Genomic DNA, 20,319 nt, shown 5'->3' with positions numbered 1-20,319 from the left:
TCTCCCAGGGGTACCGCCCCGGCGGCGTTGTGCGCCGGGCGTTACGGCAGGCGGTCCGGGAGCCAGGTGGGGAGCTCCTCGGTCCGGGCGGTGTCCAGGATGGAGGCGCTGCGTTCGTCGTAGCCGACGAGGACGACGTCCCGGCCCCGGCGGCGGAGTTCGTCCAGGAGCGGGTATCCGCGGCGGTTGAGGTGCTCCCAGGAGAGGTCCAGGTCGCTGGGGCCGGTGTTGAAGCCGTCGGCCCTCAACACCGGGCGGACCAGGCCCTGATGGCCCTCGCCGTAGTAGACCCAGGCGCTGCCGCCGGGCAGTCGCCAGGTCTCGTCGAGGGCGGGGGCCGCTTCGGCGGCCGGCCCGGGCACCGGTGGCCAGGAGGACCGCGGCGGCGACCTGCAGGGCCTCGGCGGCCTGCTCTTCGGTGATGTCCATGAGCGCTCCTCCCTTGAGGGGGTCGGCTACTTCGCGAAGGTGAGGACAAGGACCGCGGCGGTGGAGCTCTGGCCGCGGCTGCTGGTGACCGCGTGGGCGAAGGAATCGCAGCCGGACGAACCGGAGTTGGGGGTGTGAGCGACCGTGCCGCCCTGCACGGCGGCGGTGCCGTCGGCGGGCGCGGCCACCCCGCTGACGGTCAGGCCGCGCGCCGTGCCGGAGCCGCCGTTGGTGTCGTCGGAGAGGACGTCGGCGATGACCGGGGTGACCGGGGTGACCGGGGTGACCGGGCGGGCCTGGGCGGCGTCGTCATCATCGAGCCGACGACCGCCGCGCGGGCCACGGCCGCGCCGACGCGGCGGTCGTCCTTCCCCCGCCCGCCCTGCCCCGCGCGCAGCCGGCCGGTGTCCCGTGTCTGTCTGGATCATTGCCGCTGTCCCTCCCGTGGAGCCGATGCCGGTGCGCGGGCCCTTCGCCGTCGCGTCCGTTCCCGGCGAGGCAATGACAGCGGCATGGTCGCTCTTCGCACCAGTCTGTATGTGGACAGTCACGATCGCCGCTATACGGAAGCGCGATCGTCGGCCGATCGGGAACGAAGCATTGCTCACACGAACACCCGTTCGTTCGATCACGAACGGTCGGCAACCGGACGGCCGACGATCGCCCGCCTCGCCGACGACGCCTCACACCCGATGCCGTGAATGGCTGGATCAGTCGATCAGGGGACATGTTCCGCCTGTCGAGTGGCGGCTCGGCGCGCCTCCGAACGGCGCGCCAACGTAGCGGGCCCCACCGGGGAGAACCTCGCCTAGGGCCCGTCATCACACTCCCGCACGCCACCCACCGCCCGGCCCGCCCTCCCGGCGAACGACGGGAGCCCGACGACAGGCCCCAGGACCCCGCCCCCACCCGGAACAGGACCCGCCCGTGCCGAACGTCCCCAACCCCACGACGACCGGTGCCCGCACCGTCTACGAGCCCGTGGTCACCCCCACCACCCGCTACGCCGGACGGGAGGCGACGGCGGCCCTCCTCTTCGCCGCCGCCGCCCTGCTCTACAACTGGTGGCCGCTGGAATTCGTCCTCCCCACCGGCCTCGACCCCCGCCACTCCTACGTCAGCGAGCTCTACGCCGCCGACCAGCCACTGCGCCTCCTCTTCGGCGGCCTGGAAGGGGCCTGCGCCCTCCTCGTCATCACCGGCGCCCTGCTCGCCCGCAGCACACCCTCGGGCCACGGCCGCTGGGCCCGCGCGGGCTGGCTCTCCCTGGTCGGCCTCGCCCTCTCCTCACTGGCCGACGTCCTGCTGCCCATGGCCTGCGCCCCCTCGGTGGAACAGGACTGCATCGCCGTCCACCCCTGGCACACCGCCACCAGCGCCTTCGCCCACTTCTTCCTCTTCGCCTCGATGGCCTTCCTCAGCAGGGCCGCCGCCGTCCAACGTCCCCCCATGCCGGCGGTCCGCCGCTGGGGCCCACGCGTCCTGGCCGTGGCCATGCCCGCCGCGATCCTCACCGTCGGCCCGCTCGTCGGCCACCCCGGCTGGCACGGCGTCCCGCAACGCGTCCACCTGACCCTGGTCGGCGCGTGGTTCGCCCTCCTGGCCTGGGAGTTGGGCCGCTCGGCCCGCCGTCGACGCCGCTGGGCCGGCCACTGGGACGGCCCCTGGGCGCGCTACGTGGAGGGCCTCAGGCGCGCATGGCGGACCGAACCCGCCGGGCGCGCGAACGGACCTGCTCGGGAGCCAGACGCCCCGGAGCCGGGAGCTGCGGGGCCGGGAGCTGCGGGGCCGGGGACTGTGGAGCCGGGGAACGCGGGGCCGGGGGATCCGGGACCGGGGGCACAGGGGGCAGGTCCGACGCATCCGGACGCCCCGGAGTGAGCCGATGCGAAGCGGGGTGGTGGCCCGGTGCGGGGCGACTCCCGGTGAGACGGTCCTCGGTGGGGCGATCCCCGATGGGGCGGCCGTCGGTGAACTGAACTCCGGTGACCTGATCTGCGGTGAACTGATCTCCCGCGGGCCGGCCGCCCGTTGGCCGGTCGCCGGTGGGTCGATCTCCAGTGGGCCGATCCCCTGTGCGTGGGGCTTCGGCGCGCCGGTCGGCATGGCGGTCGGCATGGCGGTCGGTGCGTTGATCGGTGCGCCGATCGGTGGGGTGGCCGCTGGGGTGGTCGCTGGAGCGGTGGGCGTACTGGTCGGACTGCTGGTCGGCGTACTGGTCGGGTGGGGCTTCTCCCCGGCAGTCGCGGCAGATGCCGCCGGGGAGCGCTTCGGGGCGCCCTGGCACGCGACAGACCGTGCACTCCATGATGCGCGGTCCGGCCGGCCTGGCAGCCGGCACGCCAGGGGCCGGGGTCGGGGCTTGGATGACGGGCGGCAGCTTGGCCGTCAGCCGGGACAGTGCGAACCGGGCCGGGTGGTGGACGTGGGCCGGTAGCCCGGCTGTCAACGCGGCCAGGACTTGTTCCGGCGAGGCGCCCCTGGCCAGCCAGTCCGCCGCGAACGGCTCCAGGGCTGCGCAGTCGGCCGCGGAGAGCGTCAGGCGCGGCTCGACCCGCCCGAGGCCCGCGAGGAGGCCGTAGGCGGCGCTGCGGGGGCTGGAGGGGGAGAGGGAGGACGCGGGGGAGGGGGAGGGCGCGGGGGCGGCGGCTGGGTGCTCCGGCCGGCCGTTCTCCTGCGGCATATGCGGCATATGCGGCGCGCTCCCGGCGTGCGCCTCGGGGGAGTTACCGACCTGCACGATCGCTACGTCCGCGGGTACGTCTCCGGGCGCGTTCCCCGGCGCGTTCCCCGGCGCGTTCCCGGGCGCGCTCCCGGCGTGCAGGTCCGCCCACCAGGCGTCGTCCCGCGCTGTACGGGAGAAGTACGTCCGGGTCACCCACTGGGGGCTGCCGGCGGTGCCGATGTACGTCTCGGTGATCCGCCGCAGGTGGCCGGCCTCGGAGAGGCGGCGAAGGGCGGTCCGCAGGGCGCACTGCCCGTAGTCCGGTAACACCTTGGCCAGCGTCTTCACGGAGACGTCGGCCCCTTCGGGGAGCCGGTCGAGGTACGCGGCGATCGACGCCTCGCGGCGGGGGAGGTGGTCGAAGTCCGTGGGTCGGGGCGGACGTTGGTCCGGTGCGCCACGTTTGCCGAAACCTGGTTTGGCACGGGGGTGGGGGGCTGCGGACGCGGGCGCAGGAAAGCTAGAGTTTTCGTAAGTCATGAGATCGGCCTGTGATCTTGTGGCGAGACCCCGGCGTGGTGTTGGCGCACCTGCCGGGGTTGATTTGTTGCTGCGCACGCTAGACGGGCGGGACGCCGCGTGGCAAGCCCGCTACGGAACGTCATCTCGCCTGGTGTGCGAGGCAGTTGAGGCGGGGGAGGGAGGGTGGGTGGGTACTGGCCCGTCCACCCGTTCCTTGGAAAGAGGGCTCGAACGACGAGGCTTGAGCCCCGGGCGATGCCCCGTCGCACCGGGACACCTGCGGCCGGGCTGCGGCTGGGCCGAGGCCGACTGGCGGCCGGGCCGCGGCGGACCTGTGGCCGACGGGGGGCGACGGGGGCGGGTCTGCCCGCCTCAACGCCTTGACGCCTCAACGCCTTGATGCTTTGACGGCGTCGATGAACGCGCCCCCGCCGCCGCCCGAAGCGTGAGCGCCGGGTGCCGGGTGCCGGGTGCAGCGCAACTGCCCCCTGGGGCTACTGCCGTCGGCCCTGCCATCCGCCTCCCCCGAAGGCGTCGGATAGCCACTGGCGTTCGCTATGTCCGCGACCGTTCGCCACGCCCGCGACCCGATTACCGGACCTGGACCCGTGCCTGCATTCGTACGTTCACCTGAACCCGACCCTGTACGTGACGTGTACCTGTACCCGGACCCGCCCCCGGACCTGAACTGGGAGGGCGGCCAGGCGGTGTGAGGCGTGACGGGCACGCCGCGGCGGGCGTCCGACGGTGGGCGCTCGGTGAGGGGTGCTGCGAGGGGCGAGGGGAGAGGGGGGAGAGGGGAGGGCTCGTGGGTGGCTATCCGACGCCTTCGAAGGCGGGGCCCAGGGCCTCCGGGTTTCCCACTCGGGACGTGTCGGGAGCCGGGGCGTCGGCTTCGCCCTCTCCCCGCGTGCGGGGCGCGTCGTGGGGCGCGTTGAGGTCCGCGCGCTGCTGTCTGCTGAGGCCGAAGAAGTAGGTGCCGGCGAAGCCGACCGCGTAGCCGACCAGGAGGCCGAGGGCGTAGACGGTGATCGTCGTGCCGAGCGCGTGGTTGCCCTTGACCAGGGGGAAGAGGGCGAAGCCGGACGGGCCGATGGCGGTGGAGCCGACGGCGTCACCGAGTTGGTTGAACAGGCCGACGAAGCCGCCGCCGAACGCGCCGCCGACGCAGGCGGTGATGAAGGGGCGGCCGAGCGGCAGCGAGACGCCGTAGATCAGGGGCTCGCCGACGCCCAGGAAGCCCGCGGGGAGGGCGGAGCGGATCGTCGTGCGGATCGAGTGGTTGCGGCGGAGGCGCACGTACAGGGCGAGGGCGGCGCCCACCTGGCCCGCGCCGGCCATGGCGAGGATCGGGAGGAGGGTCGTATAGCCCTGCTGCTGGATCAGGGTGGTGTGGATCGGGATGAGGGCCTGGTGGAGGCCCAGCATCACGAGGGGGAGGAAGAGGCCGCCGAGGAGGAACCCGGCGAGCGCGCCGCCGTGGCCGAGCAGCCAGTTGGAGGCGGTGCCGATGGCGAGGGAGACCTCACCCGCGGCGTACATCAGGCCGAAGGCGGTGACCAGGCCGGTGAGGAGGACGGTGAGGGTGGGGGTGAGGAGGACGTCCAGGGCCTCGGGGACGCGTCGTCGGAACTGCTTCTCCAACTGGGCGGCGAGGAGCGCGGCGGCGAGGGCGCCGAGGACGCCGCCCTGCCCGGGTGCGAGCTTCTGGCCGAAGGCGGTGACGTTGGCGATGCCGGGGAAGACGATCACCGCGGCGACCGCGCCGCCGAGGACCGGGGTGCCGCCGAATTCCTTCGCGGTGTTGTAGCCGACGAAGACCGCGATCAGGGACATGAAGCCGGAGGCGATGGCGGTCAGGGCCGGCACCAGGGCGGGGAGCCAACCGGCGTTGGTGAGCAGGCCGTTGAGGCCGGCGATGACGCCGCAGCCGATCAGGGCGGGGATGAGCGGGACGAAGATGTTGGCGACGCGGCGGAGGAAGAGTTTGACGGGGGTGGCGTTGCGGGCCTTCTGGCGGGCCTTGAGGGTGGCGCCTTGGGCGGCGAGGTCGGCGGCGGCGGTGGTGATCTCGGTCGGGGGCGTGGTGCTTTGGGGGGCGGGATTTTGGGGGCCTGCCTGGCGGGCGCTGCCTTCTTCCTTATTACGGCAACGATTACGGAGCGTGATTTGTTCCTGCGGAGCGTCACCGGGGTGTTGGGTGTCCGCGAGGGAGGTGGCGGGGGCGTCGGGGCTGGTCAGTAGGCGTTCGAACTCGGGGGTGACCCGGGCGACGGTGCCGGGTCCCAGCACGATTTGGTAGGTGTCGTCCTCGACCAGGCCCAGGACGGAGGGGAGCGCCATGAGGGCGGCGTCCTGGACGAGGGAGCGGTCCCGGATGCCCAGGCGGAGGCGGGTCATGCAGTGGGCGACGGAGGTGACGTTGTCGGCGCCGCCGACGAGGGGGAGGAGGGTGGCGGCGGTGGCGCGGTGCTTGTCTGCGGTCATGTGTGGCGCCTTGCTGTGTGGACAACGGGGTGGGCGTGACCTTTGGGGTGGAGTGGGGTGGGATGCGGTGGATTGGGTGGTGGGGCGGTGGGGCGGTGGGGTGGCGGGGTGGGATGAGGCTGATGGTGGGTCAGGGGGTGGGGGTGGTGGCGGACTGGAGGGCGGCGCGGAGGTGGCCCTTGGAGGCGTTGAGGAGGCGGGCGGCCTCGTGGCCGTCGACGCCGGCCAGCAGGACGAGGATGGCGTTCTTCACCTCGCCGTCGGTCTCGACGAGGGCGGCCTCGATCTCCAGGTCGGTGGCGCCGGTGGCGAGCGCGACGATGCGGCGCGAGCGGGCCCGCAGCTTGTCGTTGGAGGCGCGGACGTCGACCATCAGATTCCCGTAGGTCTTGCCCAGGCGGATCATGGTGATCGTCGAGATCATGTTGAGGACGAGCTTCTGGGCGGTGCCGGCCTTGAGGCGGGTGGAACCGGTGATCAGCTCGGGGCCGACGACGACCTCGATGCCGTGCTCGGCGGCCGAGGCGAGGGCCGAATCGGCGTTGCAGGAAAGGCCGATGGTCAGGGCGCCGATGGCGCGGGCGTGCTCGACCGCGCCGACGGCGTAGGGAGTGCGGCCGGAAGCGGAGATGCCGACAACGATGTCGCGATCGGCGACGGCGAGCGCGGTGAGGTCGCCGGCGGCCAACTCCTTGCTGTCCTCGGCGCCTTCGACTGCGGTGACCATCGCGGACGGGCCGCCCGCGATCAGGCCGAGCACCTCGGAGGGGTCGGTGTTGAAGGTGGGCGGGCATTCGCTGGCGTCCAGGACGCCGAGGCGGCCGGCCGTACCGGCACCGGCATAGATCAGTCGGCCGCCGCGGGCCATCCGGGCGGCGGCGGCGTCGATCGCGGCGGCGATCTCGGGGAGGCGCTCGGCGACGGCGGCGGGGACGGTGGCGTCCTCGTCGTTCATCAGGCGGGCGATGTCGAGGGTGGGGCGGCGGTCGATGTCGGCGAGGTCCGGGCGGAACGCCTCCGTGGTGAGCGTCGCCAACTGGGTACGGAGGGTCGTGTAGTTGGGGTCGGTGGGTGGCATGGGTGGCTCCTTGGCGGAGGGTGGTGACTGGGTCGGGGTGTTGGCGGAGGGTGTTGGCGGAGAGGTGGTGGCTTCGGTGCGGCTGCTCGGTGGGTGCGCCGCCGGGTGGTTGCCGGCTGCTCGCCGGTGGGGTGAAGTTGCTGGCGGGGTGAAGCTGTGCTCGCCCTCCTCCGGGCTTTGGGCGAGCAGGGGACCCGCATGGCCTGGGAGGCGCGGCCGCCACGGCTGGGCGGCACGGCTGTCTGCGGCGGGCGGGGCGGTGGCGCGCGGGGCCCCGGTGTGGTCAGTGGCGGGGGTTGTGGCGGTGGGCCAGGGCCTCGTAGGAGGCGGAGAGGGCGGGGGCGGCGGTCTCGTAGGTGCGCTGGGCGACGCCTATGAAGAGGCAGTCGACGACGAGGAGTTGGCTGGTGCGGGAGGACATCGCCGCGGGGCGCAGCTCGCTCTCGCGGGCCGTGGAGGTCGTCAGGATGTGGTCGGCGTAGGCGGCGATCTCGCTGTCCGGGCGGCCGGTGATGGCGATCGTCGTCGCGCCGTGGTCGAAGGCGACCCGCAGCGGCTCTATGACGTCCGTCGTGCGGCCGGAGTGCGTGATGGCGATGGCCACGTCACGGGCCCGCATCTGCACGGCGTTGGTCACGGCGAGGTGCGGGTCGGAGTGGGCATGGGCGATCAGGCCGATGCGCAGCAGCTTCTGGACCAGGTCCTGGGCGACGAGGTTGGAGGCGCCTATGCCGTAGACGTCGATCCGGCGGGCGGAGGCGAGGGCGGCGACGGCCGCTTCCAACTGGGTGACGTCCAGCGCGGCGGCGGTGTCGGCGAGGCACTGCTGTTCTTCCTGCGCGAGCTTGGTGACGACGTCGATCAGGGAGTCGTCGACCGCTATGTCCGCGGTGACGGCGGGTGCGCTGCCCGTCGCCTGCTGCGCGGCGAGCGCGGCGAGGGCGAGGCGCAGATCGCGATAGCCCGGATAGCCGAGCAGGCGGGAAGTGCGGACGACGGTGGCCTCGCTGGTGCCGGTGCGCTCGGCCAGGCCGGTGACGGTGAGGGCGGCGCAGCCGGCCGGGTCGCCGGCAACCGTCTCCGCGACCCGCTGCATGGAGCGGGTCATCGTCGGCGCGAGCGTGCGGACCTTGGCGGCCAGGGCCGCGGGTGCCGGTGGGGCGGGGGGCGATGTCGGAGCCGAGGCCGGCCTGGCGCCGATGAAAGTTTCCTTCACTCCGCTATTCATGACTGAAAGATATTTTCAGCGCGGTGGTGCGTCAACACCCTCCGTGAAGCCTGTGGACAGGCCGGGCGGGGCCACCCCGGCCGCCTGTGGACAACTTCGGCCGGTCCGCGGCTCCGCGCGAGAATGAGGTCATGGAGCTTGAACAGGCATTGCACGCCGCGCGGGCGCTGGTGCTCGCCGACCTGATAGCGGATGACGTAGCGGACGCCGAGATCGTCTCGCTCGTCGAGAATGCGGTCGCGCATCGCCGATGGTGGGTGGAGCAGTGGCCTGAAGGCGCTTCGTTCGTCGCGGGACTGATAGCGCAGGACGTCCAGGACGCACTGTTGGAGCGGTACGGCCGCTGGCCGCTGTGTCCGGTGTGCACGGACTCCGGCGATCCACATGCGCTCGATGTGGAGCCGGAGTTGGGCCCGGATCCGCACTGGGTGTGCCCGAAGACGGCGGTCGCCGTCGCCCCCGTCGGGCGGCTGCGCGCGCCGACGGAGGGCTGAGGTGACGATCTACATCGACCCGCCTATCTGGCCAGGGCACGGTCGTATGTGGTCACACCTGGTGAGTGACCGGTCCTTCGACGAACTGCACCGCTTCGCGGCGGTGCTCGGCGCGCCGCCCCGGGCTTTCGAACGGGACCACTACGACCTCCCGGCCGAGCGGTACGGCGACGCCGTGCGGGCGGGGGCGGTGGAGGTCGGCTCGAAGGAGCTGGTGCGCCGCCTCACCGAGGCGGGGCTGCGGCGGCCGAAGGGGAGGTGAGGGGTGGGGCGGGGGGCGGGGGGCGGGGGGCGGGGGGCGGGGGAGCCCCCCCGGGGCCCCTGGGGGCGGGACGACCGCGAGCTGCTCAAGCCTCCCGCCCCGCCCCCGCCCCACCCCCGTCGGCGGCGTTCTGCGGGCCCACGCGGCCGTCAGTGGTGCTCCGCGGCCTCCGAGGAGCGACCGGCGGACGCCGGGGGCAAGGTGTCGCCGGCGGTGGCACTGGAGCGGCTGCCGGTATCGGCGGTGGCACTGGCGCTGGAGTGGCTGCCGGAGCCGGTGCAGGCGTCGGTGGTGGTCGTGGTCGTGGGCGCGGACGTCGCGACCACGCGGGAGCGGGTCGACGTGTGGTGGAGGCGGTAGGCGAGCGCCGTGGTGAGGACGGCGACGGCGGCGAGGGCCGAGCCGGTCCAGGCGACCGAGGGGTAGCCCCAGTGGGCGCTGATGGCCAGGCCGCCCAGCCAGGGGCCGAGGGTGTTGCCGATGTTGAAGGCGGCGGTGGTGGTGGCGCCGGCGAGGGTCGGGGCCGCGTTCGCCACGTTGAACATCCGGGCGTTGAGGGCCGGGGCCGTGGTGAAGGCCGTGACGCCGAGCATCAGGGAGAGGGCCACGGCGGCGATCGGGCTGTGTGCGGTCAGGGCCAGGACGGCGAGGACGATCGTGGAGGCCGAGATGCCGCCGAAGAGCGTGCCGAAGAGGTGGGCGTCGGCGATCCGGCCGCCGATGAAGGTGCCGATCAGCGCGCCGACGCCGAAGAGGGCGAGCACCGTCGGGACCCAGCTCTCGGCGAGGCCGGCGGTGTCGGTCAGGAGCGGCGAGAGGTACGAGAAGAGGGCGAAGACCGCGGCGCCGTTCATGGCGGTGGCGATCAGTGCCAGCCAGACCTGCTTGTCCTTGTAGATGGACAGCTCGCGGCGGAGCCGGGGGCGGTCCTCGCCGGTGGGGACCTCGGTGCGCGGTACGAGGGCGATGACGCCGATGAGGCCGATCACGGAGAGCCCGGCGACGGCCCAGAAGGCGGAGCGCCAGCCGGCGTGCTGGCCGAGAAGTGCGCCGGCGGGGACGCCGGCGATGTTGGCGATGCTCAGGCCGCCGACCATGACGGCCATGGCGCGGGCCCGGGCGGTGACCGGGACGAGCGAGACGGCCACGGCGGCGCCCACCGCCCAGAAGCCGGCGCAGGCCAGGGCGCTGATCACCCGGGACGCGAAGAGGACGGCGTAGGAGGGGGCCAGGGCGCCAGCGGCCTGGCCGAGGCCGAAGATCGCGAGCAGGGCGATGAGGGTGGTGCGGCGGGGGAGGCGGAGCGTCGCGGCGGCCAGTACGGGGGCGCCGACGACCATGCCGATGGCGAAGGCGGAGACCAGCAGTCCGGCTTGCGGGATGGAGACCTGAAGATCGCGGGCGAGTGGCTGGAGGATGCCGGAGAGCATGAACTCGCTGGTGCCCAGGGCGAATACGGACAGGCCGAGGACGTAGACGGCGATGGGGAGGCGGGCGTGGGGGCGGGGGGCGGATGGTGCTGGCATGACAGGTGTGAACGCGGGAATGGGTGCCGTCATTCCCGCGTCGAGGGGTGTCGTTCGCCACGTGGCGGACGGTGCGCCGGTGGGTCGGTTCGCCGGCGGTGGCGGTGTGTGCTGCTCCCGGTCGGGCCGGTTCAGGCGCCGCCGCCCTCCAGGAGGGTGAGTTCCGTGGCGAGGTTGTGGCGGGCCGCGGTCTCCCAGTGGTCGTGTGCCTGTGCGGTCATGAACAGCCGGGGGAGCGCGAGGAGTTGGCGGAGGACGGCGGCGCGGCCGGCCCGGAAGTCCGGGTCGGGGACGAAGGCGTACTCGGCGCGGACCGCGGCGGCGTAGTCGGCGTAGGCGTCGGGGGCGCCGGCCAGGACGGCCAGGTCGGCGTCGCACAGGACGGCGCCGTTGCGGTCGTCGGGGGCCGGGTCGTGGGTGACGGTGAGCCGGACGAGGCGGGCGACCTCGGCGGTGCGCGGTGCGGCGATGCCCAGTTCGGGGAGGGCGCGTTCGGCGAGGGCGGCGCTGCGTTCCTCGTTCTCGGAGCGGTCGGGCCGGTACACGGCGTCGTGGAACCAGGCCGCCAGTTGGACGGCGGGCAGGTCCTCGGCGTGCGCGGCGAGTTCGTCGATCCGGTCGAGGATGGCGGTGAGGTGGTCGGTGGTGTGGTAATGGCGCTGCGGCTCGGCCCAGCGGCGGAGGAGGTCGGCGGCGTACGGGGCGGGGTCGGGGCCCTCCTGGGTGCCGCGGGCCTGGGCCACGGTGGCGGCCCAGCGGGCGGCCAGGTCGGGGCGGGACTCGGTCATGGCGTCATTGTGCCGGTTCAGGGGGCCGACTTGTCGCGGCAGGAGTATTTGTCGAGGTCGTCCGCGTTGGGTTTGTAGTGCGCTTCCCAGTGGGCGTCGGCTTCGGGTACGGCGGGGAGTTCGGTGGTGAAGTCCCTTTTCCAGTCGCTGCTGTTGAGGTAGTCGCGGAGGGCGTCTCGGAGTTTGTAGCAGTCTTCCCGGTGGCCTTTTGGCATGGCGATTCCGTAGCGGTTGGTGGAATCGATGTCGATGCCGGGGACGACCTTGAGGTTGGGGTACTGCTTGCTCTGTGCGAATCCGTAGAGGATCAACGTGTCGGTGGAGACCGCGTCGACCTGGTGGTTCTCCAGGGCGCGGACGCAGCCGTCGGCGGTGGTCTTTCCGGAGAAGACGAGGCCCGGGATCTTCTGCAGTGCGGTGCCGGAGGTGGTGCCGGACCATGCGCAGACGGATTTGCCGCGGAGGTCGGAGAGGTTTTTGATGCGGGGGTCGTCCTTGCGGACCATGACGCCTTGGGGGGTGGTGGCGTAGGGGCCGACGAAGTCGACTTTCGCGCTGCGTTCGTCGGTGATGGAGAAGGTCGCGATGACCAGGTCCTGGCGTCCTTCGGTGACCGCGGTGGTGCGGCGTTCGGAGGGCACGGCGGCGAAATTCGGTTCGGTGCCGAGTTTCTTGAGGAGTTGCCGGGCGACGGTGATGTCGAAGCCGTTGAAGTCGTAGCCGTCGAGATAGCTGGTGCCGGGTTGGTCGCTCTTCACGCCGACCGAGACCTGTCCTTTGGTGAAGAGGGAGGGGGGTTGGTTCGTTCCGCAGGCGGTCGCGGTGAGCGTGGCGAGGGCGAGCAGGGCCGCGGTCCTGGTGATGCGTGTGGTCATGGTCCCCGTTTTCTGTCGCTTTCGTCGCCGGGTGCGGGGTGGTGTGTTCTTCCGCCGCGGGCGGTGCGGGTCAGGCGTTGTGGAGGGTGGCCTCCGTCGTGGTGACGTCCATGCGGCAGCCGTGATCGGTGTGGAGGGTGAGGTCGATGCGCACGGTGCGGGCCTGGGGGTCGACGGGGAGGTCGAAGGTGCCGCCGTCGTGGATGGCCGCCGGTGTGGCGGCGCCCCCGTAGGGCGGCGAGGTGAGGGCGACGGAGGAGACGGGGCGGCAGGTCGGGGCGGTGGGGTCGTGGTCGTCGATGGCGAGGGTGAGGCGGAGGGCGTCGCGGGCTTCCCCGGGGGAGACGCGCAGTGTCAGGGTGAGGGGGGCGCCGTCGACGAGGTCCGGCGCTTTCGAGGTGATCTTGCCCGTGGCGTCGATCTCGCCGTGGGTGGCGACGTCCCGGAAGGCCAGCCAGGCGCCGACGGTGGCCAGGACGGAGACGAGGGAGAGGGTGGCCACGATCCGGGCGTCGCGGGGCCGCTGGACGAGGACGCGGGCGGCGGCGGTGCCGAGGGCGACGGCGACCAGCGCGCCCCAGAGGACGTACTGGGAGGCCGGGCCGTCCGGCCAGGCGGTGCCGGTGACGACCAGGGCGGCGCAGGCCAGGAGCAGGGGCAGCCAGCGGGCGCTGGGGTGTTGGAGGGCCCAGCGGATGACGACGTTGCGGATGTTGCCGGCGGCGATGGAGTGGTCGCCGGTCGCGGTGGCCTCGTTGTGGAGGTGCTCCGGCTCGGGCCGGGGCGGTCTCCGGGGGGTCATGCGTCGTCCCGGGGGCGGGGGGCGCCTCCCATGGTGATGGTGCCGTGGATCTCGCCGGCGGCGAGGGAGTGGTCGCCGGTCGCGGTGACGTGGTGGTGGACGGTCCGCGGGCCGGTGGACGCGGCGAGCCGGTCGACGTGGTGGCGGAAGCCGGCGGCGTCGCGGTCGGCGTCGGGGGCGTTCAGCCAGGCGGTGAGGGCGTCGGCGAGCAGCTGGCGGTCGTGGTCGTCGAGGGCGGCCAGCAGGTGGTCGAGGGCGTCGGCGCGGGTGGTGTCGAGGGGTGGACGGGTGGTGCCGCTCGGGTCGACGAGGGGGGCCGTGGTGTTGTCGCGGCGGTGCAGCAGGCGGCGGAAGAAGCCCTCGCCGGCGGTCACGGTGTGTTCGGCGATCCGGTCCTGGGCGGCGGTGAGGACGGAGGTGCCCAGGCTGTTGGCCGCCAGGGCGAGATAGGGCGCTATTTCGGCTGAGACGGTCGCGAGGTCGGACATCCGGTCCCTCCTTGCTGGGGCCATGGGTGGGCGTGATGGTGTGGCAACACCCTTATGAGAAAGGCGTGTTACCCATGTGAGGGGTGATCCACACCCGCATCATCGGGTGGTTTCGGGGTGGTGTGGGGGGAGGGGTGCGGGTGGATTCGGGCCGTGTCGCGGGGCGGATGGCGGTGTGGTGGTCGGGGAGCGCTTAGGCTGGGTATTGGACTAGACCTGTGTGGGATGTGGGTGCGGGACGGTGGGCCGCGGCGAGAGCGCGCGGCGCCGCTCCGGCCGCACGTCCCGCGCGCTCTCGCCACGTCGCTCGTCATCGGAAGGTTGGGTCGTATGAATCAGCGCGCGCTCCTGGAGGTGATCGCGCTCGGTCCCGAGGACGCGGTCGCCGCGCAGGCCGGCGGTGCCGACCGCCTGGAACTGGTCGCGGACATGGCGGCGGACGGGCTGACCCCGCCGCGTGCCACGTTCGCCGCGATCCGGGCGGCCGTCGACATTCCGCTGCGGGTGATGCTGCGCGCCGCCGACGGCTTCGCCGCGGGCGACGCGGTGGACGTGGCCGCGCTGTGCGCACAGGCGCAGGCGCTGCGCGCGGAGGGCGCCGAGGAGTTCGTGCTGGGCTTCCTGACGCCGCAGGGGCGGCCGGACCTCGCGGCGGTGAGGGCGCTGACCGAGGTGATCGACGGATGTCGGTGGACGTTCCACCGGGCCATCGACCGGGCCGCGGACCGGGACGCGCTCCGCAAGGAGCTGGCGGGCTCCGCCGGGGCGGCCGGGCTCGACACCTGCCTGACCGCCGGTTCCGCGGACGGCGTCGACGCGGGGCTGGCGACGCTGGTCGCCGAGCAGGCGCGCACCGCGGCGGGTGAGCCCGGGTACGCGCCGCGGATCCTGGTGGGCGGCGGGCTCCGGCTCGACCACCTGCCGGAGCTGCGGGCGGCCGGGGTGGACGCGTTCCACATCGGTGGTGCGGCCCGCCCCGGAGGGTGGTCCGCGCCGGTGGACGCGGCGGCCGTACGGGAGTGGCGGGCGGCGCTGGACGCGCCGGTGGCGTCGAGGGTCTGACGAGCGCCGGCGGTCGGAGGCTCGAAGTCGGGGCCGGGGCGTTGCGGCGAAAGTGTGCCAGTGCCGCAAACCCCAGGGCAGTGCGCGGAAAAGGGTAAGCGCGCCGGAACTACCCGTTGGTAGGATTTGTGCGAATCAGCAGGGGGGAACGCATTCCGTCGGCTCGGGGGGATTCGCTTCCTTCCGGCTGCCCTCCGGCCCGCACGACGCCTTGCCAGGAGGGCAGATGCCCCGTTCCGCCGTACCTCGTCGCCCGCGCACCCAGGCGCCGGCCGCCCGCTCGCGCCGGTTGGTGACCGGAGCCGTCGCACTGGCCCTGGCGGTCACCGCCGGCCCGTTCGTCGCGCCCGCCGTCGCCGCCCCCACCGCCTTCGCGCGCACCGACGCCCCCGCCCGCACGCTGAAGATCGCCGCCGGTTCCCAGATCGTGAGCGCGGGCCGCACCGGCTTCCTCTCCGTCGACGCCCAGCACCAGGTGCTGTGGACGCGGTACTCGGACGGCCTGACGACGAAGCTGACCCAGGACGACCCCACGTCCCGGTACGACACGGAGCACGGCACCGCGTCCGACGTCGTGGCCCTCGGCGACAACCCGGTCATGGGCGCCTCCCGCAAGATCACCCTGCGGGACATGACCACCGGGTCGTCCACCCTCGTCGACCTCACCACGTACGGCTACCACTACCTGGGCACCGTGGGATCGCGGGTCCTGGCGTACGAGCGGGACAAGGACAAGGGCACCGTGCGGGCGCACGTCCTACAGGTCACGGGCGACAAGGTGACCGACCGGGTGATCACCGGGCTGCCCGACAGGACGCGGGAGGTCGACCTGGAGTCGGGCCTCGGCGACCGGGCCGTGCTGCGCTACTCGACGACGCCGCCCGACGTCGACGACCGGGGCATGTACGACTACGCGGTGGCCGACCTGGCCGCCGCCACGGTCGACACCGACCACGGCATGGTCGGCGGCTACACCTCCCGGACCGCCCTGTCCCCCACGCACCTGGCGCTCGCCGGCGGCATGTTCATGCTCGACACCGAGGCGTCGCTGCGCACCAGGGAGCTCGGCGGGGACCACAAGCGCTGGAGCATGGACCTCAACCATGTCACCGGCCCGCTGGTCGGTCTGGTGGGCAACTGGGCGCTGTACGGGAACAGCTGGCAGCTCAACGAGGGCACCACCTACACCGGGGCGGACGGGCGGATCCGCGCCGTACCGATCGGCGGCGGCACCCCCCGCGCGCTCCTGGAGCACGCCAGCTCCGCCACGCCCACCCCGGACGGCGACCTGCTGGTGATGGGCGGCACGGTGGAGAACGGGGAGGGGCTCTACCGCGTCTCCCCCGGGGCCGACGGCGCCCCCGTCGCCACGCTGATGGCGAGCACCGGCGAGCGGACCGGCCTCACCCTGGTCGGGGCCGACGCCCCGGCCGTGGCCGAGCTGGACAAGGGCCACTGGCGGCCGCGCTGGCAGCTGTCGCACGGCAACGCCGACGTGACCGTCACCCTGCGCCACACCGCCTCCGGCGCCACCCGGGAGTTCGCGCTCCGGATCGACCCCGCCAAGTGGGAGGACAAGGGCCCGACCTGGGTGGACCTGGACTGGGACGGCCTGCTCGGCCCCTCCTACGCCCCCGACCGGGCCGCCCCCAACGGCGGTTACACCTGGAAGCTGACGGCCAAGCCGCGCAACGGCATCGGCCCGGTCCTCGACGCCGGCGGCACCTTCACGGTGACGCGCCGGCCCGCCCCGCACGACTACAACGACAACGGCTCGCCGGACCTGCTGCTCCGCAACGGGTGGGGGGACCTGGAGCGCACGGACACCTACCGCGACCCCGAGGACGCACGGCTCAAGGGCCGGGACGCGGCCCGGATCGGCGGCGGTTGGGACACCTACGACCAGGTCACGGCCGTCGGGAACGTCGCCGGCGCGCCCCACGGCGACCTGGTCGCCCGGGACAAGGCCGGCGTGCTGTGGCTGTACCTGGGCAAGGGCGACGGCAATTTCGACGGCCGCGTCAGGATCGGCGCCGGCTGGGGCGACTACACCCAGCTCACCGGCGGGGGCGACATCGACGGCGACGGCCGCGGCGACCTGCTGGCCCGTGACTCCGCCGGAGTGCTCTGGCTCTACAAGGGCACCGGCAGCTGGAAGGCGCCGTTCGCCCCCCGGGTGAAGATCGGCGGTGGCTGGAACGTCTACGACCGGATCATCTCGGTCGGCGACGTGGCCGGCGGGCCCGCGGGCGACGTGGTGGCCCGCGACAAGAACGGGGTGCTGTGGTCGTACCTGGGCAAGGGCGACGGCAACTTCGACGGCCGGGTGAAGATCGGCGGCGGCTGGGGCGGCTACACCCAGATGATCGGCATCGGTGACGCGAACAGCGACGGCAAGGCCGACCTCCTGGTCACCTCGTCGGACGGCGACTCGTACGTCTACCACGGCACCGGCGACGGGCAGGCGCCGTTCGCCCCGCGCGAGCAGACGGGGATCTCGGTCCATCCGGGCCAGACGCTGTCCTGAGCAAGGGAGTTGGGGGGCGGGCGCCTGCCGGGCGCGCGCCCCGTCCGCAGCCCGAGGGCGCCGTGCCGAGCTCTAGGGTGGGCGCGGGGGAGAGGTCGTGTTCGCTATCGGTGAGGCCGGATCTCATGGCTGAGGACAGGGACGAGGGCGAGCTGCTGGAGCAGCCGGACGTCGCGGACATCGAGCTGGTGAAGGTGCTGCACGCGCTCGGGGACCCGACACGGCTGCACCTGCTCGGGGTCTACGCGAGCGGCGGGCGGTACGACTGCTCGTCGGAGCGGCTGGGCGTCGCGCACCTGCACAAGTCGACGGTGTCGCACCACATGCGGATCCTGCGACAGGCCGGGATCACCTCGACCCGGGTGGTCGGGCGCAACCGCTATGTGCGGCTGCGCCGCGCCGACCTCGACGCACGGTTCCCCGGGCTGGTGGACACGCTGGTACGGGCGATGAAGGCCGGCGACGGGCCGGCCGCCGGGAGCTGAGGGCCGTCGAGAACCGACGGTCACCGGTTTCCCGGCGGCCGTCGGGAACCGGCCCCCGGCCCGCCGTCAGGCGTTCCCCAACTGCTCCGGCAGGTCCGTCGCGTGGACGATCGTCAGGCCGGAGACCGGGCGGGTCAGGCACACGTACAGGCGGCGCAGGCCGGTCCGCTGGTCCGGTTCGCCGTCCACGATCGCCGCCGGCTCGTCCACCACCACGTAGTCGTACTCCAGGCCCTTGGCCAGGGTGGCCGGCACCAGCGTCAGCCGGGCGTCGGCCGAGGTCTCCGCCCCCGGGGGCAGAGCGCTGATGCCCGCCTCCTCAAGGGCCGTACGCAGCACCGGAATACGGGCGTCCGCCGCGATCAGGCCGATCGAGCCCTCCTTGGCCAGCGCGTCGTGGCAGGCCGCGAGGACCGTCGCGTCCAGGTCCGCGGGCTGCACCGTACGGATCGCGAAGTCGCCCGCCGACTCGCGGATGGAGGTGGCCTCCTTCAGGTCGGGCGCGATCGCCGGCAGCAGACGGGACGCGTAGGCGATGACCTCGCGCGGCACACGGAAGCCCTGGGTCAGCTCCTCGACGGCGGCACCGGGCTTGCCCAGATGGGCCAGCGCCTGCTGCCAGGTGTCGGTCGACCAGGGGGTGGTGCCCTGGGCGATGTCGCCCAGGATCGTCGCCGAGCCCGTGGTGCAGCGGCGGCCCACCGCGCGGTACTGCATGGGGGACAGGTCCTGCGCCTCGTCCAGCACCACATGGCCCAGCGAGTGCGTGCGGGTCACCAGGTCCGTCGCCTCGTCGACCAACACCGCGTCCGCCGAGGACCACTTGGCGCTCCTGACGCTGCGCGGCGGCTTCGTCCACAGGATCGCCTTCTGCTCCTCGTCGGTGAGGATCCCGTCCGCGTGCGCGGCGAGGAAGTCGGCGTCGCCCAGCAGCCGCAGCACCAGCTTCGCCGGATCGACCGGCGGCCAGATCGCCTTGACCGCCGCCTTCACCGCGGCATTACGGGCCACCGCGTCCTGCACTCGGTCGTCGGGCGCCTCGCCGGCCTGCTCCATCCGCACCAGGACGGCGTGCGCGATCCGCTGCGGCAGTGCCTCGCGGGCCGCGCCGTAACGGATGTCGCGGTCCCGCAACTCCTGCACGATCTCTTCGAGTTCGTACGCCGGAACGCGCCAGCGGCGGGACCCGCGGACCACTACGCAGGGCTCCTGCGGCGGCGCGATGTGCGAGCGGACCGCCCGGCGCAGCACCTCCGCCATCCGCGCGTCGCCCTTGACCGTGGCCGCGGTGGCGTCGTCCGTGCCGCGCACCTCCACGTGGTCGACCAGGTCGTCGATCGTGGCCTGCTTGACCTCCAACTCCCCCAGGGCGGGCAGCACCTGCTCGATGTACTGGAGGAAGGAGCGGTTCGGGCCGATCACCAGGGTGCCGGAACGGGCCAGCCGCTCCCGGTGGGCGTACAGCAGATACGCGACCCGGTGCAGGCCCACCGCGGTCTTGCCCGTACCGGGCGCCCCCTGGACGCAGACCGTGCCGCCGATGCCGGCCCGGACGATCTCGTCCTGCTCGGGCTGGATGGTGGCGACGATGTCCCGCATCGGGCCGACGCGCGGGCGCTCGATCTCCGCCTGGAGGAGGGCGCTGGTGGTCTCGGCCTCGGCCGGGTCGGTGAGGTGCTCGTCCTCGTAGGCGGTCAGCTCGCCGCCGGTGTAGCCGAAGCGGCGGCGCAGCCTGAGGTCCATCGGGTCCTTCTTGGAGGCCCGGTAGAACGGCTGGGAGACCGGCGCGCGCCAGTCGATGACCATGGGGTCGCCGTCGGCGTCGTGGACGTGGCGGCGGCCGACGTAGAAGTTCTCGCCCGCCCCCGCGGCGAGGTCGACGCCGGGGGCGTGGAGGTAGTCGAGCCGGCCGAAGAACAGCGGGGTGCCGGAGAGGTCCGCGAGGGCCTTGATGCGGGCGTCGATCTCGCCCTGGAGGACTTCGGCGTTGACCCAGTTCGCGGTGACGTCCGCGATGTTCAGGGACTCGGCGTCCTCGCGCATGGCGCGGAGGGCGGCACGAGAGGCGGCGAGGTGCGCCCGCTCCCGCTGGAGCGGGCCGGCGTCCTGGGAGGGGTGGTGGTCGGGTGACGGGATGGGGCTTTCGGCGCTTGGCGCCGGCGTGGAGGGGTGGTGGTCGGGTGACGGGATGGGGCTTTCGGCGCTTGGCGCCGGCGTGGAGGGGTGGTGGTCGGGTGACGGGTGGGCGTGCGAGGGCACGGCTTGCCTCCGGTAGCGGGTCTTTCCTTGGTGTGCGGCGCGACGGCAGGCGTCCGGCGACGGGGCGACGGCGTGCGACGGCGTGGTGCGAAGGCCGACCGGTTTCCGACCGGACGGTGGCACTCCCCTGACGGGAGGCAGGCAGGCGGGCGATTGTAGTGCGCAGCTATCCGGGGCGCCAACGGATTTGTGCCGGCCCCGCCGCGGCGGGGGATCACCGTGCTCGGGAGGGAGGACGACAGGCCCTAGGACCGTAGGTCTCCCGTAGGGGACGGTGTGGACCCGTAGGTGGAGGCTGGGGTGCCGGGAGATGGAACCGTGGGGCGATGTGCGCCAAGCGCG

At 73.2% G+C, this 20,319-nt stretch carries 17 protein-coding genes; 6 read left to right on the top strand and 11 right to left on the bottom strand.

The genetic code is table 11. The annotated features are described in order from the left end of the window. Window positions 1–41 precede the first annotated feature (41 nt). Together MOV08_RS18040 and MOV08_RS18035 are read right to left on the bottom strand one after the other, a co-directional pair. Complete coding sequence (locus MOV08_RS18040) at window positions 42–362, bottom strand: hypothetical protein (RefSeq protein ID WP_275308106.1); 321 nt, start codon at window positions 360–362, stop codon at window positions 42–44. 93 nt (window positions 363–455) lie between these two features. Beyond that, window positions 456–857, bottom strand: coding sequence for an Ig-like domain-containing protein (locus MOV08_RS18035; RefSeq protein ID WP_275308105.1), 402 nt, complete (start codon window positions 855–857; stop codon window positions 456–458). 499 nt (window positions 858–1,356) lie between these two features. Here MOV08_RS18035 and MOV08_RS18030 point away from each other — a divergent pair, with 499 nt between their 5' ends. Next, window positions 1,357–2,310 carry a DUF998 domain-containing protein gene (locus MOV08_RS18030; RefSeq protein WP_275308103.1) on the top strand — a complete coding sequence of 318 codons (954 nt, stop codon included), beginning with the start codon at window positions 1,357–1,359 and terminating at the stop codon, window positions 2,308–2,310. Window positions 2,311–4,432: 2,122 nt separating this feature from the next. Here MOV08_RS18030 and MOV08_RS18025 read toward each other — a convergent pair. From MOV08_RS18025 to MOV08_RS18015, 3 genes are all read right to left on the bottom strand, one after another. Then, a complete protein-coding gene (locus MOV08_RS18025; protein ID WP_275308101.1) occupies window positions 4,433–6,103 on the bottom strand; it encodes a PTS transporter subunit EIIC in 1,671 nt (556 codons plus the stop codon). 130 nt (window positions 6,104–6,233) lie between these two features. Next, on the bottom strand, window positions 6,234–7,181 hold the full coding sequence (gene murQ / locus MOV08_RS18020; RefSeq protein WP_039633782.1) for an N-acetylmuramic acid 6-phosphate etherase: 948 nt from the start codon (window positions 7,179–7,181) through the stop codon (window positions 6,234–6,236). Between the two features lie 283 nt (window positions 7,182–7,464). Then, entirely contained in the window at window positions 7,465–8,409 is a 945-nt protein-coding gene (locus MOV08_RS18015; protein ID WP_078875792.1) for a MurR/RpiR family transcriptional regulator, read from the bottom strand. Between the two features lie 131 nt (window positions 8,410–8,540). Here MOV08_RS18015 and MOV08_RS18010 point away from each other — a divergent pair, with 131 nt between their 5' ends. Together MOV08_RS18010 and MOV08_RS18005 are read left to right on the top strand one after the other, a co-directional pair. After that, complete coding sequence (locus MOV08_RS18010) at window positions 8,541–8,903, top strand: hypothetical protein (protein WP_039633781.1); 363 nt, start codon at window positions 8,541–8,543, stop codon at window positions 8,901–8,903. Between the two features lies 1 nt (window position 8,904). Beyond that, window positions 8,905–9,165, top strand: coding sequence for a DUF4031 domain-containing protein (locus tag MOV08_RS18005; RefSeq protein WP_039633777.1), 261 nt, complete (start codon window positions 8,905–8,907; stop codon window positions 9,163–9,165). Window positions 9,166–9,314: 149 nt separating this feature from the next. Here the strand turns inward: MOV08_RS18005 and MOV08_RS18000 are convergent, their stop codons facing one another. From MOV08_RS18000 to MOV08_RS17980, 5 genes are all read right to left on the bottom strand, one after another. Next, a complete protein-coding gene (locus MOV08_RS18000; protein WP_275308100.1) occupies window positions 9,315–10,691 on the bottom strand; it encodes a Cmx/CmrA family chloramphenicol efflux MFS transporter in 1,377 nt (458 codons plus the stop codon). 131 nt (window positions 10,692–10,822) lie between these two features. Beyond that, window positions 10,823–11,479 carry an HD domain-containing protein gene (locus MOV08_RS17995; protein WP_275308099.1) on the bottom strand — a complete coding sequence of 219 codons (657 nt, stop codon included), beginning with the start codon at window positions 11,477–11,479 and terminating at the stop codon, window positions 10,823–10,825. A 17-nt stretch (window positions 11,480–11,496) separates the two neighbouring features. Then, a complete protein-coding gene (locus MOV08_RS17990; RefSeq protein ID WP_275308097.1) occupies window positions 11,497–12,354 on the bottom strand; it encodes a transporter substrate-binding domain-containing protein in 858 nt (285 codons plus the stop codon). Between the two features lie 70 nt (window positions 12,355–12,424). Further along, on the bottom strand, window positions 12,425–13,156 hold the full coding sequence (locus tag MOV08_RS17985) for a hypothetical protein (RefSeq protein WP_275308095.1): 732 nt from the start codon (window positions 13,154–13,156) through the stop codon (window positions 12,425–12,427). Further along, window positions 13,153–13,644, bottom strand: coding sequence for a hypothetical protein (locus MOV08_RS17980; RefSeq protein ID WP_275308093.1), 492 nt, complete (start codon window positions 13,642–13,644; stop codon window positions 13,153–13,155). Before MOV08_RS17980 ends, MOV08_RS17985 begins: the two co-directional genes overlap by 4 nt. A 330-nt stretch (window positions 13,645–13,974) precedes the next feature. Between MOV08_RS17980 and MOV08_RS17975 the strand changes: the two genes are divergently transcribed. The 3 genes from MOV08_RS17975 (at window position 13,975) to MOV08_RS17965 (ending at window position 17,718) form a co-directional block, all read left to right on the top strand. Beyond that, a complete protein-coding gene (locus tag MOV08_RS17975; RefSeq protein WP_039633767.1) occupies window positions 13,975–14,706 on the top strand; it encodes a copper homeostasis protein CutC in 732 nt (243 codons plus the stop codon). 226 nt (window positions 14,707–14,932) lie between these two features. After that, a complete protein-coding gene (locus MOV08_RS17970; protein ID WP_275308091.1) occupies window positions 14,933–17,233 on the top strand; it encodes an FG-GAP repeat domain-containing protein in 2,301 nt (766 codons plus the stop codon). Between the two features lie 125 nt (window positions 17,234–17,358). Beyond that, the gene (locus tag MOV08_RS17965; protein WP_039633764.1) at window positions 17,359–17,718 is read left to right on the top strand and encodes an ArsR/SmtB family transcription factor; all 360 of its coding nucleotides are present in this window, start codon (window positions 17,359–17,361) and stop codon (window positions 17,716–17,718) included. 66 nt (window positions 17,719–17,784) lie between these two features. Here MOV08_RS17965 and MOV08_RS17960 read toward each other — a convergent pair whose 3' ends face one another. Next, window positions 17,785–19,761, bottom strand: a complete 1,977-nt coding sequence (locus MOV08_RS17960; protein WP_239010073.1) for a HelD family protein — start codon at window positions 19,759–19,761, stop codon at window positions 17,785–17,787. Between the last annotated feature and the right edge of the window lie 558 nt (window positions 19,762–20,319).

Source organism: Streptomyces yunnanensis (assembly GCF_029011865.1).
Lineage (GTDB): Bacteria > Actinomycetota > Actinomycetes > Streptomycetales > Streptomycetaceae > Streptomyces > Streptomyces yunnanensis.
Note: the sequence above shows the minus strand (reverse complement) of the source record. Positions and strands in the feature narration are given on the sequence as shown.